Annotated in this window: 14 protein-coding genes; 4 read left to right on the forward strand and 10 right to left on the reverse strand. The window is 54.8% G+C overall.

All coding sequences use genetic code 11. The annotated features are described in order from the left end of the window. Positions 1–131 precede the first annotated feature (131 nt). Positions 132–1,196, forward strand: coding sequence for an L-ascorbate 6-phosphate lactonase (gene ulaG, locus ACE38U_RS06750; protein WP_176982449.1), 1,065 nt, complete (start codon positions 132–134; stop codon positions 1,194–1,196). Between the two features lie 99 nt (positions 1,197–1,295). Then, the gene (gene ulaR / locus ACE38U_RS06755) at positions 1,296–2,051 is read left to right on the forward strand and encodes an HTH-type transcriptional regulator UlaR (RefSeq protein ID WP_176982450.1); all 756 of its coding nucleotides are present in this window, start codon (positions 1,296–1,298) and stop codon (positions 2,049–2,051) included. 2 nt (positions 2,052–2,053) lie between these two features. On the opposite strand, the gene yjfP is transcribed toward ulaR, so the two are convergent. After that, positions 2,054–2,782: an esterase gene (yjfP, locus tag ACE38U_RS06760; RefSeq protein ID WP_176982451.1), complete on the reverse strand. Its 729-nt coding sequence runs from the start codon at positions 2,780–2,782 to the stop codon at positions 2,054–2,056. A gap of 166 nt (positions 2,783–2,948) precedes the next feature. Here yjfP and bsmA point away from each other — a divergent pair, with 166 nt between their 5' ends. Beyond that, positions 2,949–3,278: a biofilm peroxide resistance protein BsmA gene (gene bsmA, locus ACE38U_RS06765; protein WP_176982452.1), complete on the forward strand. Its 330-nt coding sequence runs from the start codon at positions 2,949–2,951 to the stop codon at positions 3,276–3,278. A gap of 157 nt (positions 3,279–3,435) precedes the next feature. Further along, positions 3,436–3,711, forward strand: a complete 276-nt coding sequence (gene yjfN / locus ACE38U_RS06770) for a DUF1471 family protease activator YjfN (protein WP_038476187.1) — start codon at positions 3,436–3,438, stop codon at positions 3,709–3,711. A 15-nt stretch (positions 3,712–3,726) separates the two neighbouring features. Here yjfN and ACE38U_RS06775 read toward each other — a convergent pair whose 3' ends face one another. The 9 genes from ACE38U_RS06775 to hflX all read right to left on the reverse strand — a co-directional run bounded on the left by ACE38U_RS06775 (position 3,727) and on the right by hflX (position 14,762). Beyond that, positions 3,727–5,361, reverse strand: coding sequence for an isovaleryl-CoA dehydrogenase (locus ACE38U_RS06775; protein WP_375529385.1), 1,635 nt, complete (start codon positions 5,359–5,361; stop codon positions 3,727–3,729). 108 nt (positions 5,362–5,469) lie between these two features. Then, positions 5,470–6,201: a 23S rRNA (guanosine(2251)-2'-O)-methyltransferase RlmB gene (rlmB, locus tag ACE38U_RS06780; RefSeq protein ID WP_038476193.1), complete on the reverse strand. Its 732-nt coding sequence runs from the start codon at positions 6,199–6,201 to the stop codon at positions 5,470–5,472. Between the two features lie 179 nt (positions 6,202–6,380). Then, positions 6,381–8,828: a ribonuclease R gene (gene rnr, locus ACE38U_RS06785; protein ID WP_176982454.1), complete on the reverse strand. Its 2,448-nt coding sequence runs from the start codon at positions 8,826–8,828 to the stop codon at positions 6,381–6,383. Positions 8,829–8,866: 38 nt separating this feature from the next. Continuing rightward, the gene (nsrR, locus tag ACE38U_RS06790; RefSeq protein ID WP_038476199.1) at positions 8,867–9,292 is read right to left on the reverse strand and encodes a nitric oxide-sensing transcriptional repressor NsrR; all 426 of its coding nucleotides are present in this window, start codon (positions 9,290–9,292) and stop codon (positions 8,867–8,869) included. Positions 9,293–9,469: 177 nt separating this feature from the next. After that, positions 9,470–10,768 (reverse strand): adenylosuccinate synthase, encoded by a 1,299-nt coding sequence (locus ACE38U_RS06795; RefSeq protein WP_038476202.1) that lies wholly within the window; start codon positions 10,766–10,768, stop codon positions 9,470–9,472. Between the two features lie 102 nt (positions 10,769–10,870). After that, positions 10,871–11,068 carry a DUF2065 domain-containing protein gene (locus ACE38U_RS06800; RefSeq protein WP_008453600.1) on the reverse strand — a complete coding sequence of 66 codons (198 nt, stop codon included), beginning with the start codon at positions 11,066–11,068 and terminating at the stop codon, positions 10,871–10,873. Positions 11,069–11,130: 62 nt separating this feature from the next. Further along, entirely contained in the window at positions 11,131–12,135 is a 1,005-nt protein-coding gene (gene hflC, locus ACE38U_RS06805; protein WP_038476205.1) for a protease modulator HflC, read from the reverse strand. A gap of 2 nt (positions 12,136–12,137) precedes the next feature. Continuing rightward, a complete protein-coding gene (hflK, locus tag ACE38U_RS06810) occupies positions 12,138–13,397 on the reverse strand; it encodes an FtsH protease activity modulator HflK (protein ID WP_038476208.1) in 1,260 nt (419 codons plus the stop codon). 84 nt (positions 13,398–13,481) lie between these two features. Then, on the reverse strand, positions 13,482–14,762 hold the full coding sequence (gene hflX, locus ACE38U_RS06815; protein ID WP_038476211.1) for a ribosome rescue GTPase HflX: 1,281 nt from the start codon (positions 14,760–14,762) through the stop codon (positions 13,482–13,484). Between the last annotated feature and the right edge of the window lie 7 nt (positions 14,763–14,769).

Below are 14,769 nucleotides of genomic sequence, written 5' to 3' on the forward strand. Positions count from 1 at the left end.
TCAAGCTCCTTGTCTTCTTTAGAATCTCAGCCACACGATCAAAAAATGCTTCTGCCTGATGATTAATCATGTCAATATAAATCATTAATAATCACCACATGATCACATGATGACTAGAAAGGAGATATCCGATGAGTAAAGTTGCTTCGATTACCCGCGAATCCTGGATCCTGAATACTTTTCCTGAGTGGGGCTGCTGGCTTAATGAAGAGATTGAACAAGAGGTTGTTGCTCCGGGGACATTTGCAATGTGGTGGCTTGGCTGTACGGGAATCTGGTTAAAATCCCAGGGGGGGGCAAACATCTGCGTGGATTTTTGGTGCGGTACCGGAAAGCAGAGTCACGCTAACCCGTTAATGAAAGCAGGCCATCAGATGCAGCGCATGGCGGGCGTTAAGAAGCTCCAGCCGAATCTTCGCACGACGCCATTTGTACTCGATCCTTTCGCGATTCGCGAGATCGATGCCGTGCTAGCTACGCACGATCACAACGATCATATTGATGTAAACGTTGCCGCTGCCGTCTTGCAAAACTGTGCCGCAGACGTGCCTTTTATCGGGCCACAAACCTGCGTGGATATCTGGATTAGCTGGGGGGTGCCGCGCGAACGCTGCATCGTAATGAAGCCGGGCGACGTGGTAAAAATAAAAGATACCGAAATCCATGCCCTCGATGCATTTGACCGTACCGCACTGATTACGCTGCCTGTCGGGCAGAAGGCTGCAGGCATATTGCCCGACGGCATGGATGAACGCGCGGTAAATTATCTCTTCAAAACGCCAGGGGGAACGCTCTATCACAGCGGGGACTCTCACTACTCTAACTACTACGCGAAGCACGGGAACGAGCACAAAATCGATGTAGCATTAGGTTCCTATGGCGAGAACCCGCGCGGTATTACTGACAAAATGACCAGTGCCGATATTCTTCGCATGGCCGAATCCCTTAACGCAAAAGTCGTTATCCCTTTTCATCATGATATCTGGTCCAATTTTCAGGCCGACCCACAGGAGATCCGCGTGCTGTGGGAAATGAAAAAAGATCGTTTAAAGTACGGCTTTAAGCCGTTCATTTGGCAGGTTGGCGGCAAATTCACCTGGCCACAGGATAAAGATAACTTTGAATACCACTACCCACGTGGGTTTGATGACTGCTTTATCCTTGAGCCAGATTTGCCGTTTAAGTCATTCCTGTGATGCAAAGCCGGACACAGGTCCGGCTTTTTCGTTTATCCATAGGTATTTCAAACATTTTCAAATATCATCTTTCTCTATCATCTCTCATCGGAACTACGCATGACAGAAGCACAGCGCCACCAGATCTTGCTCGATCTGCTACAGCAATCCGGGTTTATTACGGTTGAACAGGCAATTGAACGTCTGGGCATTTCTCCCGCAACCGCGAGGAGGGACATTAACAAGCTTGATGAGAGCGGCAAACTGAAGAAAGTTCGCAACGGCGCAGAGGCGATTACCCAGCAACGCCCGCGCTGGACGCCGATGAATATTCATCTGGCTCAGAATCACGATGAAAAAATACGCATCGCCAACGCCGCATCGCAGTTGGTGAATCCCGGAGAAAGCGTGGTTATTAACTGCGGATCCACAGCGTTCTTACTCGGCCAACAGATTTGCGGTAAACCGGTACAAATCATCACCAATTACTTACCGCTGGCAAATTATCTTATCGAGCAGGAGCACGACAGCGTGGTCATCATGGGCGGCCAGTACAATAAGAGCCACTCGATTACGCTCGGCCCGCAGGAGAGTGAAACGTCGCTGTACGCAGGACACTGGATGTTCACCAGCGGCAAAGGACTTACCGCTGAAGGACTCTATAAAACCGATATGCTTACCGCTATGGCGGAGCAGAAAATGCTCAGCGTAGTGGGGAAACTTGCCGTACTAGTCGATAGCAGTAAAGTGGGGCAACGGGCTGGTATGCTCTTTAGCCGTGCAGACCAGATAGACCTGGTCATTACCGGCAAGCAGGCCGACCCTGAAGTCGTAAAAAAACTTCAGGATCGTGGTGTGAAAATGATGCTGGTCTAGCGTTAGAGATACCGGGCAAAAAACTGGCTTGTTGTTTCTAACGCCTCGGGCGTGATGCGATGCCTGACGCCCGTCTCCCATACGCAGGTCAGATTTTTATCCAGCCTGTTATCCGCCAGCGCCCGCTGCAGTCTGAACGTTTCTACGGCTGGCACAACATCATCATCCTCTCCGTGCCACAGCAACAGCGGCCTGTCGCCCAGTTGCTCAAGCTGTTTACCGACGTCGTAATCCACCAGCCCGGCAATCACCTTTTCACGCACGTCGACCGGCGGCGGAAACAGCGTTTGTGCCAGCGTCGCAAAATAACCTGAGCCCATCAGACTGGCGACGCAGCGCACTTCAGGATGACGCGCCATAACCCCCAGCGCCGTCATTCCTCCCATTGAAGCTCCGCCCACCGCAAGCCTGCCGTCGGCAACGCCACCCGTCTTTAGCAGCGCCTGATAAAGAGCCGGGAACTCGTCAATACTGTTTTTTAAAATCGGCCAAAACTGCTGCAGGCGAGTATGAGCATCGCCGCCGTAGCGGGCCCCGTGGTCGAGAGCATCCGGCATAACAACGCGAAATCCCTGCTGCGCCAGCGCCACCGCAAAATAGCTGTACACCAGCTTTGAGGAGGTAAAACCGTGGTAGAAGATAACCGTAGGCAGCGGGGATTGTTTCATCCCGGTCGGTACCGCATGCAAAACTTCTACGTCGGCTAACCGCTCATTATAAATTTCGATCATCTACTCTTCTCCTACGGTGAAATATCAGGGAAAGTAACGCAGGTTAGTGATTATTGTAACGATGAGATCTAGTTATCGATTTTCATTCGAAAGTCAGCGAAAAGCGCGCCTGAGATAACAAATCGGGAACATACCCCCTTTTCAGGGCCAAACCCGGAACTACACTATGACTGTCAAGAAACGAGAAACCATCATGCTACGGCTATCCGTGCTATTTATGGCGGCGTTACTCAGCGCCTGCAGCGTACTTCAGGGTACGCCGCAGCCCGCCCCGCCGCTGAAGAATTACCCGCAGGAAATACAGCGCCCTCAGACTGCGGAGTTAACAAAAATAGGCACCGTGACCGCCGTAGTACGCGGCTCTCCAATGGACTCAGAAGCCATTATTAAGAAGAAAGCCGCAGCAGCAAAAGCCGATTATTATCTCATCGTGATGAACGATGAAACGGTCATACCGGGCCAGTGGTACGCACAGGCTATTTTGTATCGAAAATAGCCCGCCCCGATAGCCGTTATTTATTGATATTTACACAGCTTTTCGCCGCTTGATCGTTTCTTATGCACAATGGACCTCGCCCTCAGGAAGTGAGGTCAGCTTTAAGTTAGCGAAGGACTGCCCTGTGACTTCGGGGTAAATTGATAAGGAACTGACAATGAAACGATCTCTTGCCTTAACTACACTGCTGTTATCTGTTGGCCTTATTCCGACTCTGGCGCAGTCCGCCGAGTTTGCCAGCGCGGATTGCGTGACAGGCCTGAACGAAATCGGATTAATTTCGGTGAATGATATTGCCGGCAGCCCGCAGGACGTCGAGCGCATGATCGCGCTAAAAGCTGACGAGCAGGGTGCTTCCTGGTACCGCATTATTCAGATGCAGGAAAACTCTCTGCCCGATAGCTGGCGGGCGCAGGCCATCCTCTACGCCTGATGGCCCACCTTCTTATTAAGCCACGCCTCCCGTTGCCCGCAGCAGCACATCACTGATGACCTGCTCGGGCAAAAGCGATTCTCCCCTATCGTCCAGCATCATTCGGCACCAGGCTTCGGCTGCGGGTGGTGAAAGAAATTTAAGTAATTGTGCTCCACAGGCAAGATTAGCCAATTGATGGGTGATTTCTCTGCCCCGCTCTTCCTGCGGCTTACGCAAACGCTGCTGTAGCTGTCGCCAGCTGCGATCGAAGTGCCTGTTTTGCCCTCTGACCTCATCAAATTCGGCGTGCAGCATCTCCATCACCGCGGGCTGTTTGGCCAGCACGCGCAGCACATCGAGACTCATGATATTGCCCGACCCCTCCCAAATGCTGTTTACCGGCATTTCGCGATACAGGCGCGGCAGCTCGCTCTCTTCGCAGTAGCCCACTCCGCCCAGGACTTCCATCGCTTCAGCCACAAAAGGAATACCTGCTTTGCAGAGGCTGAATTTTGCTGCCGGGGTAAACAAGCGGCTATAGGCCAGTTGCTGAGCGTCACCAGGCGACTCCCACGCCCGCGCAAGGCGGAAAAGAAATGCCGTCTGGCCTTCAAGCTGAAGCGCCATTTTCCCCAGTAGCTGGCGCATCATCGGCTGCTCGATAAGCGTCTTGCCAAAGGCCTGCCGCTGGAGGGCGTGACACAAGGCCACCGACAACGCACGCCGCATCAGGCCGTGGCTGCCGAGCGCACAGTCGAAGCGGGTAAATCCGCCCATTTTCAGGATATGGCGTACCCCCTCACCTTCCTCACCAATAAGCCAGGCGGTGGCATCGCAAAACTCGGCTTCACTGCTGGCGTTTGAACGGTTACCGAGCTTGTCTTTCAGCCGCTCAAGGCGAACGGCATTGCGCTGGCCGTCCGGCAGAAAATGCGGCAGGAAGAAGCACGACAGCCCTCCCTTAGCCTGAGCAAGGACGAGGTGCGCATCGCTTTGCGGGACGGAGAAAAACCATTTGTGACCCACCAGCCGGTAAGCTTCACCAGAACCTCTGCCTGCCAGCGGCTCGGCGCGCGTGGTGTTACTCAGCACGTCAGAACCGCCCTGCTTCTCGGTCATCCCCATGCCAATCAGCAGGCCACGCTTTTGCCCACCGGGCAGCAGATGCGCATCATAGCGATCGCTGAGCAGCGGCTTGCGCCAGGCGTCAAAGGCTTTGGGTAAATGCTGCAGCAGCAACGGCGTTGCGCCGAAGGTCATGGTGATCGGGCAAAGCGTTCCCGCCTCAACTTGAGCGTGCTGAATGAACCGGGCAGCACGAGCGACAAAAGCGCCCTGCCGCGCATCTTCCTGCCAGGCAAGATTGTGAACTCGATTTGCAAAAAGCCCCTGCATCAGCAGGTGCCAGGCGGGATGAAAGCGAACATCGTCCAGCCGTTCGCCGTTAGCGTCAAAGCGCAGTAGCTCAGGCGGATTGACGTTTGCCAGCCTGCCCAGCTCCAGAGATTCTGCAGAACCCAGCTGCTGGCCGATGCTGGCCAGAAGCTCAACGTCCCAGCCTGCGCCTTCGCGGCTCACGGCTTCTCGCAGCGGAATATCTGAAAGAAAAAGATTGCTGTTGCTGAGGGGTATGGGTTGATTAAAAACGGTGTGAGTTTGCCAGCGCATCCTGTGCCCTCCATCTGTGGCAATGCCATTAAGTATGGACGGAGATGCGGGTTCTGCGCGGAGGGGGATCACAAACGGGGTGTTTCCACCCCGCAGAGATAACGCTAATTAACCGCGCTGACGCACGATTTCGAACAGGCAAACGCCGGTAGCGACGGAAACGTTCAGGGAAGAAACGGTCCCGGCCATTGGGATGCTGACCAGCTCATCACAGTGCTCGCGAGTCAGGCGGCGCATGCCTTCGCCTTCTGCACCCATCACCAGCGCCATTGGGCCGGTGAATTTGCTCTGAAACAGAGTGTGGTCCGCTTCACCGGCGGTGCCGACGATCCAGACGTTCTCTTCCTGCAGCAGGCGCATGGTGCGGGCCAGGTTGGTCACGCGGATAAGCGGAACGTTCTCCGCCGCGCCACAGGCCACTTTTTTCGCCGTCGCGTTCAGCTGTGCGGAACGATCCTTTGGCACGATAACCGCATGAACCCCGGCAGCGTCTGCGCTACGCAGGCAGGCCCCGAGATTATGTGGATCGGTTACGCCGTCTAAGATCAGCAGGAATGGACGTTCGTGCTCGGCAATCAGATCGGGCAGATCGTTTTCCTGATACTGGCGGCCCGGCTTCACGCGGGCGATGATACCCTGGTGTACCGCGCCCTCGGCCTTCTCGTCGAGCCACTGGCGGTTTGCCACCTGCACCGGGATCCCCTGCGCTTCAACAGCGTGGATCAGCGGCAGCAGGCGCTTGTCTTCGCGACCTTTCAGGATAAAGACTTCCTGAAAACGCTGCGGAGCACGTTCAAGCAGGGCCTGGACGGCGTGAATGCCGTAAATAATTTCACTCATCGATATCACTCATTGCGGACGAGGGTTCGCCCGTGTTGGTTTGTTCATGGTCTGGATTTAGCCCCTCACCCCGCCCCTCTCCCCAAAGGGGCGAGGGGGAAAACGATAAAAGAATACACTATCGTTCTGTTTACCCCCTCTCCCTTTGCGGGAGGGACTACGTCAGGGTGAGGGTAATATCAGCTTGCCTGCTTTTTCGCGGCGCGCTTCGCCTTCGTTGCTGCCGCTATTTTACGGGTTTTGTCCGACGGCGCTTTGGCTTTCTTCGGTTTCTTTCCAGCCTTCTCTTTCTTCGCTTTCGCGCCGTCTTTCTCTTTGCGGAAAGCATTGTCCGGCTCGAAGTTTACGCGTTTGCCAGCCTGGCGGCGCTTAGACGGCGCCCCACCATTTCCGCCTCGCTTCGCTTTGTCTTTTGCCGTTTTACCTTCACCACGCGGCGCACGTGAGCTTGAGATCAGCGCGAAGTCGATTTTACGCTCGTCCATGTGGACGGCTTCCACCCGAACCTCGACGCGGTCACCCAGACGGTAAGTCTGGCCGCCGGATTCGCCAATCAGGCGCTGACCAATCTGGTCAAAGCGATAATAGTCGTTATCCAGCGTTGAGACGTGAACCAGCCCGTCGATGAACAGGTCTTCCAGGCGCACGAAGAAGCCGAAGCCGGTGACGCTGGCAATAATGCCGTTGAATACCTGGCCCACCTGATCCTGCATGAAGTCGCACTTCAGCCAGTCCGCTACGTCGCGAGTCGCTTCGTCGGCGCGGCGTTCGGTCATCGAGCAGTGCTGACCCAGCTGCAGCATTTCTTCCATGCTGTAGTGCCAGCCGCCGGATTCGGTGCTGTTCCCGGTATGCCCCTGTTCTTTCGCCAACAGGTATTTAATGGCGCGGTGCAGCGACAGATCCGGGTAGCGACGAATTGGCGAGGTAAAGTGCGCATAGGACTGCAGCGCCAGGCCGAAGTGGCCGCGGTTTTCCGGATCGTAGATAGCCTGCTTCATCGAGCGCAGCAGCATAGTTTGCAGCATCTCGTGGTCAGGGCGATCGGCGATGGACGCCAGCAGATCGGCGTAATCACGCGGTTCTGGCTTCTGCCCGCCCGGTAATTCAAGACCCAGCTCCGCCAGTACCGAACGGAATGCAGTGATCGCATCGTTGCTCGGACGATCGTGATCGCGGAACAGCGCTGGCTCGTTGTTCTTCTCAACGAAGCGCGCCGCCGAGATATTGGCGAGGATCATGCACTCTTCGATTAGCTTGTGCGCATCGTTACGCACGGTCTGTTCGACGCGCTCAATGCGACGCTCTGCGTTGAAGATAAACTTCGCTTCTTCGCTCTCGAAGGAAATACCGCCGCGCTGGGCACGGGAAACTTCCAGCACTTTGTAGAGGTTATGCAGCTCTTCGATGTGCTTAACCAGCGGCGCATACTGCTCGCGCAGCTCCTGGTCGCCCTGCAGCATATGCCAGACCTTGGTATAGGTCAGGCGCGCGTGAGAGCTCATCACCGCTTCATAGAATTTATAGCCGGTCAGACGCCCTGCTGCGGAGATGGTCATCTCGCAAACCATACACAGGCGATCCACCTGCGGGTTCAGGGAACACAGGCCGTTTGAAAGCACTTCCGGCAGCATTGGAACCACCTGCGACGGGAAGTAAACCGAAGTCCCACGGTTGCGGGCTTCGTTATCCAGCGCCGTTGGCGGACGAACGTAGTAGCTTACGTCGGCAATGGCAACCCACAGGCGCCAGCCGCCGCCGCGTTTTTTCTCGCAGAATACGGCATCATCGAAGTCTCGGGCATCTTCACCATCGATGGTCATCAGCGGTAAGTCGCGCAGGTCGACGCGGCCAACTTTGGCCTCTTCCGGCACTTCTTCTTTCAGATTTGCGACCTGGGCTTCAACCTCTTTCGGCCAGACGTACGGAATTTCATGAGTACGCAGCGCCATATCCACGGCCATGCCGGTGCCCATATTGTCACCGAGCACTTCAACAATCTTGCCGATAGCCTTTGTGCGACGGGTCGGGCGCTGGGTCAGCTCAACCACTACCACAAAGCCCATACGGGCACCCATTAGCTCTTCAGGCGGGATCAGGATGTCGAAGCTCAGGCGGCTGTCGTCAGGCACCACAAAACCAATGCCCGCATCGGTAAAGTAGCGGCCTACGATTTGACCGGTTCTTGGCTCCAGTACGCGCACAATACGCGCTTCACGGCGGCCTTTACGATCGGCACCGAGCGGCTGTGCCAGCACCAGGTCGCCGTGCATGCACATCTTCATCTGTTCGGATGAAAGGTAGAGGTCGTCTTTACGGCCTTCTACGCGCAGGAAACCAAACCCGTCACGGTGGCCAATAACTTTGCCTTTCAGCAGATCGAGGCGTTCCGGCAGCGCGTAGCACTGGCGGCGGGTAAAGACCAGTTGACCGTCACGCTCCATCGCGCGCAGGCGTCGACGTAAAGCTTCAATCTGTTCTTCACCGGAGATTTTTAGTTCTTCCGCCAGCTCATCGCGGCTGGCAGGTTTTTCACGTTTAGAAAGGTGATCGAGAATAAACTCCCGGCTTGGGATCGGGTTTTCGTATTTTTCGGCTTCTCGTTCCTGAAAAGGATCTTTTGACATTTCGGGTCCTCCGTTGTCATCCACAAATGGAATAATAGTTACTCCACCAGCAGTAATTTGTAGAGCGGTTGGTTTTGGTCCACCAGATCGGCCAGCGTATGCTTATCCAGTTCCTGTAGGAAACTTTGCACCGCCTCAGCCAAAGCCTGTTTCAGTCGGCAGGCAGGGGTGATATGACAAAACTCACTGCTACAGTTCACCAATGAGAGCGGCTCCAGCTCACGCACCACGTCGCCAATGCGGATCGTGCCCGCAGGCTTACCAAGGCGGATGCCGCCGTTTTTTCCTCGCACGGCCATAACATAGCCCGCGCGGCTGAGTTGATTGATGATTTTCACCATATGATTACGGGACACACCGTACACCTCTGTCACTTCAGAGATATTGGTCATTCTTCCTTCTGGAAGAGAAGCCATATAAATCAAAGCACGTAAACCGTAATCAGTAAAACTCGTTAACTGCACATCAACCTCATGGGTGGGAGGGGAAACGCTTTGCACAAGGCAAGTTGCACCTTAAAGCAGGTACATATTGATGATAAACCAGCCATATGGTTGCCAGCTAATTTATTTGATTGGAATGATGAATAAAGCGGCGGGGAGAAAGCAATACGGGGTGTGATACCACACCCCGTCACATCATTATGCGTCGAACGGATCGCGCAGAATCATGGTTTCAGTACGGTCTGGGCCGGTAGAGATAATATCAATCGGCACGCCGGTCACTTCTTCAATACGTTTGATGTAGTTCAGCGCTGCCTGCGGCAGACCGCTGCGCTCTTTCACGCCGAAAGTGGTTTCAGACCAGCCAGGCATCACTTCGTAAATCGGCTCGATACCTTCCCAGTCATCCGCTGCCATTGGGGTGGTGGTCACTTCGCGGCCATCTGGCATACGGTAGCCCACGCAGATTTTCACTTCTTTCAGGCCGTCCAGTACGTCCAGCTTGGTCAGGCAGAAGCCAGACAGGGAGTTAATCTGCACGGCACGGCGTACGGCAACCGCATCCAGCCAGCCGGTACGACGACGACGGCCGGTGGTAGCACCGAATTCGTTACCCTGTTTGCACAGGAACTCGCCGATGTCATCAAACAGTTCGGTTGGGAACGGACCCGCACCCACGCGAGTGGAGTAGGCTTTGATGATACCCAGAACGTAATCCACATAGCGCGGACCAATGCCGGAGCCGGTCGCAACGCCACCAGCGGTGGTGTTAGAGGAAGTTACGTACGGATAGGTACCGTGGTCGATATCCAGCAACGTACCCTGAGCGCCTTCGAACATGATGAAGTCGCCGCGTTTGCGCGCCTGATCCAGCAGATCGGATACGTCTACCACCATGGAGGTCAGGATGTCGGCAACCGCCATCGCATCATCCAGCACTTTCTGGTAGTCAACTGCGTCAACTTTGTAGAAGTTCACCAGCTGGAAGTTATGGTATTCCATCACTTCTTTCAGCTTGTCTGCAAAGGTGGCTTTGTCGAACAGGTCGCCAACGCGCAGGCCACGACGGGCCACTTTGTCTTCGTACGCAGGACCGATACCACGACCGGTAGTCCCGATAGCTTTCGCACCGCGAGCTTTTTCACGCGCTACGTCCAGCGCAACGTGGTAGTCAAGGATCAGCGGGCAAGCTTCAGACAGCAGCAGACGCTCACGTACCGGAATACCGCGGTCTTCCAGCCCTTTCATCTCTTTCATCAGCGCAGCAGGAGACAGCACAACGCCGTTACCGATGATGCTGGTGACGTTTTCGCGGAGAATGCCTGATGGAATAAGATGGAGAACGGTTTTTTCACCGTTGATTACGAGAGTGTGGCCTGCGTTGTGACCGCCCTGATAGCGCACAACATATTTAGCCCGTTCAGTCAGAAGATCGACGATCTTTCCTTTACCTTCGTCACCCCATTGGGTGCCCAGTACGACGACGTTGTTACCCATTTTTCAAAATCACCGTTTGCTTAAAAAAGGATTCTACCATCGGTTTCCCAGATGAACAGCCCTTTTAGTATACAAAATAGGTTTCTGCCGGATAAATTTCGCTCAGCTGCTGGCGCGACTCAACATGTAGTAGATAACAATGCCCGCAACCACAAGACCGCCGCCAAAACGACGAAGCAATGTGTCCGGTAATTGAGCCATGGCCAGAATCATGCGCCGCCAGATGCGCGGATAAAGCATGGGGCCTAGCCCTTCGAGCACTAACACCAGGGCAAGCGCCAGCCAAATTGTAGAATTCATAATCATCCTTTACGGGCATAAAAAAAGAGCCGGTAAACCGGCTCTTTGATAATACTCAGCGATTAGCGTGAGCTATTTGCTGGCGTCTTCATGTAGCGGAAGAAGTCGCTGTCCGGGCTCAGAACCATGATGTCCTGGTTAGACTGGAAGCTAGCTTCATAAGCACGCAGGCTACGAATAAAGGCATAGAAGTCTGGATCCTGGCTAAACGCATCAGCAAACAGTTTCGCGGCTTCTGCATCGCCTTCACCACGAGTCATACGGCCCTGGCGCTCAGCTTCTGCCAGCGTACGGGTCACTTCGTAATCAGCGGTAGCACGCAGCTTCTCAGCCTCTTCCTGACCCTGTGAACGGTGGCGACGAGCAACCGCTTCACGCTCGGCGCGCATACGGTTGTAGATAGCCTCGGACACTTCGGTCGGCAGGTTGATCTGCTTGATACGCACATCGACGACTTCAATACCCAGCGCGGCCATACTGTTCGGGTTAACCACCGGCACTTTGCCGTTGGTCTCTTCGGTAATACGCGCCGCTGCGGAAGCGATAGCATCATCCGCCGCCGGTGTAGCAACTTCATCATCCGTGCCCGCAGAACCGGAGTTCAGAGCATCGCGCACGTCCAGCGTCAGGCGACCACGGGAATCGGTCACGATGTCTTTCACATCCAGACGACCAATTTCAGAACGCAGACGGTCACTGAACTTACGTTTCAACAGCACTTCAGCCTGAGAAACGTCGCCACCGCCGGTGGCCAGGTAGTAACGGCTAAAGTCGCTAATGCGCCACTTGATGTAGGAGTCAACGATCAGGTCTTTCTTCTCTTTTGTCACAAAGCGATCGGCCTGGTTGTCCATCGTCTGGATACGCGCATCCAGCGTTTTCACGGTTTCAATGAACGGGATCTTGAAATGCAGACCCGGCTCATACACTACCGGTTTATTTTCGTCATCACGCAGGACTTTACCGAAGCGTAATGTAATGCCGCGCTCGCCCTCATGCACCACGAACAGCGAGGTGTAAATCACGACCAGCACGATGATAATTACTGCAATAAAAGACTTACGCATCGTTATTCACTCCCTACGCGCTGGGTATCGTTGCGCTGTGCGTTAGCACGACGCTGATCCATGATATCGCCGCTCGAGGAGGACGAAGAGGTGCTGGCACTGCTGCCTGAGCTGGACGCTGGCGGCAGGCGCAGCAGGTTGCTCGCTGCGCTGTTATCGCCCTTTGCGGCCGGCTGCTGAGCGCCGCCCTTCAACATCTGATCCAGCGGCAGCACCATCAGGTTGCCACCTTTGTCATTAACCAGCACTTTACGGGTGTGGCTAAGGACTTTTTCCATGGTCTCGATATACAGACGCTCGCGGGTGATTTCCGGTGCGGCTTTATATTCCGGCAACAGTCGGGCAAAGCGAGAAACTTCACCTTCAGCTTCCAGAACGGTCTGCACTTTATAAGCACGAGCCTCTTCCAGAATACGCTGAGCCTGGCCGTTAGCACGCGGCTGTACTTCGTTGGTGTATGCCTCAGCCTCACGGATGTACTGCTGTTCGTTTTCACGAGCAGAGATAGCATCATCAAATGCGGCCTTCACCTCTTCCGGCGGACGCGCCGTCTGGAAGTTGACGTCCAGCAGAGTGATCCCCATGTTGTAAGGCTTGATGGTTTCTTCAAGCTCACGCTGGGTATCGCTACGAATCACGGTACGACCCTCGGTGAGGATCTTATCCATGGTGTACTTGCCGATAACGCCACGCAGCGCGCTGTCGGTGGCCTGACGCAGGCTGTCATCCGCGCTGGTCACGCTAAACAGGTAGCGCTGTGGATCGGTAATGCGGTACTGCACGTTCATCTCAACGCGCACCACGTTTTCATCAGAGGTCAGCATCACGCCGGACGCTGCCAGTTCACGTACCGATTCAACGTTCACCGCCTGAACGCTGTCGATAAAGGTCGGCTTCCAGTTCAGGCCTGGCTCAACCAGGTGGCTGAATTTACCAAAGCGGGTCACAACACCGCGTTCGGCTTCTTTAATGGTATAGAACCCGGTCGCTGCCCAGATAATGACCGCCGCAGCGGCAACGATACCGACCACGCGACCACCAATAGGATTACCCGGTCCCTGCGATGCGTTACCACCGCCGCTACCGCCACTTTTCCGTCCGCCAAGGCCGCCGAGCTTTTTGCTCAGCTTGCGGAAGATATCATCCAGATCAGGTGGACCCTGATCGCGCCCTCCTTTGTTACCCCCAGAGTCGCCGCCAGGCTTGCTGCTTCCCCACGGGTCGCGGTCCTGTCCGTTATTACCGGGCTGATTCCACGCCATGTTTATGCTCCATATTTGTTGTGCGGTGATATCCCCCTAGGGGGAAATAGTCTTCAGGACATTTATGAGCCGACTTGATTGCGTCTAAACGATGTAATCCGCGAGTGCCGGTTCTTGTTTACAAAGGCGACGCCAGTCCACGATAGGCATACGGACTTCTAATCCCACGCAGCCGTCTTCCTCTGTCCACTCTTTTTCTATTGCCTGAAGCTGATAAAAACGGCTCCGTAAACGCCCTGCCTGAGGGGGTAAACGCAGCGTATGCTGCGCAATTTCACCAGACAAACGTTCTGTCAGAGCCTGGAAAAGCAGTGGCACACCGGCACCGGTCTGGGCGGAAAGCCAGACGCGGATCGGCACATTCTCGTCGTTTCTGTCGATACGCGGTTCAAACTCATCCAGCGCATCGATTTTATTCATGACCAACAGAGTTGGGATTTCATCCGCCTCAATCTCTTCCAGTACGGTATCGACTGCTGCAATGTTTTCCTGTATCCGGAAGTCGGCCGCGTCAATCACGTGTAGCAACAGCGTGGCCTGACGAGTCTCCTGCAAAGTGGCTTTAAACGCTGCTACCAAATCATGCGGCAGGTGGCGAATAAAACCGACAGTATCTGCCAGCACGGTTTCGCCCACGTCGGCGACGTCAATACGGCGCAGTGTAGGATCGAGTGTGGCAAATAGCTGATCCGCGGCATAAACATCGGCCGCGGTAATTCTGTTAAATAGCGTGGATTTACCGGCGTTGGTGTAGCCCACCAATGAAATCGTCGGCACATCTGCTTTATTACGTGAACGACGTCCCTGCTCGCGCTGTTTCTCTACGCGCGCTAAGCGCGAGAGAATCAGCATAATACGGTTGCGTAACAGGCGACGGTCCGTCTCGAGTTGGGTTTCACCCGGGCCACGTAAACCAATCCCGCCTTTCTGGCGCTCAAGGTGGGTCCAGCCGCGCACGAGGCGAGTAGCCAGATGGCGGAGCTGGGCCAGCTCAACCTGCAATTTACCTTCATGGGTACGTGCACGTTGGGCAAAAATATCTAAAATTAACCCGGTGCGATCGATAACACGGCACTCGCACAGAGCTTCCAGGTTACGTTCCTGGGCGGGGGATAACGCATGATCAAACAGCACAACCGACGCACCAGTGGCTTTAACAGCCTCGGCAATCTCAACGGCTTTGCCTTCACCAACGAAATACTTTGGGTGCGGGGATTTGCGGCTACCGGTTACCACCTGTAGTGCTTCGACACCGGCTGAAGAGACCAGGGATTCAAACTCCGCGAGGTCCTCCATGTCTTTGTCTTGCGAAAAATAGATGTGAACCAGCACCGCCTGCTCACCGGCATCATAACGGTCAAACAAGCGTATA

The sequence above is a fragment of the Cedecea selenatireducens genome (genome assembly GCF_042138895.1).
GTDB lineage: Bacteria > Pseudomonadota > Gammaproteobacteria > Enterobacterales > Enterobacteriaceae > Cedecea > Cedecea selenatireducens.

Excerpts from the sequence above, each read along its gene's own strand:
- ulaG (WP_176982449.1), top strand. The coding sequence starts at position 132 with ATGAGTAAAGTTGCTTCGATTACCCGCGAATCCTGGATCCTGAATACT.
- ulaR (WP_176982450.1), top strand. The coding sequence starts at position 1,296 with ATGACAGAAGCACAGCGCCACCAGATCTTGCTCGATCTGCTACAGCAA.
- yjfP (WP_176982451.1), bottom strand. The coding sequence starts at position 2,782 with ATGATCGAAATTTATAATGAGCGGTTAGCCGACGTAGAAGTTTTGCAT.
- bsmA (WP_176982452.1), top strand. The coding sequence starts at position 2,949 with ATGACTGTCAAGAAACGAGAAACCATCATGCTACGGCTATCCGTGCTA.
- yjfN (WP_038476187.1), top strand. The coding sequence starts at position 3,436 with ATGAAACGATCTCTTGCCTTAACTACACTGCTGTTATCTGTTGGCCTT.
- ACE38U_RS06775 (WP_375529385.1), bottom strand. The coding sequence starts at position 5,361 with ATGCGCTGGCAAACTCACACCGTTTTTAATCAACCCATACCCCTCAGC.
- rlmB (WP_038476193.1), bottom strand. The coding sequence starts at position 6,201 with ATGAGTGAAATTATTTACGGCATTCACGCCGTCCAGGCCCTGCTTGAA.
- rnr (WP_176982454.1), bottom strand. The coding sequence starts at position 8,828 with ATGTCAAAAGATCCTTTTCAGGAACGAGAAGCCGAAAAATACGAAAAC.
- ACE38U_RS06795 (WP_038476202.1), bottom strand. The coding sequence starts at position 10,768 with ATGGGTAACAACGTCGTCGTACTGGGCACCCAATGGGGTGACGAAGGT.
- ACE38U_RS06800 (WP_008453600.1), bottom strand. The coding sequence starts at position 11,068 with ATGAATTCTACAATTTGGCTGGCGCTTGCCCTGGTGTTAGTGCTCGAA.
- hflC (WP_038476205.1), bottom strand. The coding sequence starts at position 12,135 with ATGCGTAAGTCTTTTATTGCAGTAATTATCATCGTGCTGGTCGTGATT.
- hflK (WP_038476208.1), bottom strand. The coding sequence starts at position 13,397 with ATGGCGTGGAATCAGCCCGGTAATAACGGACAGGACCGCGACCCGTGG.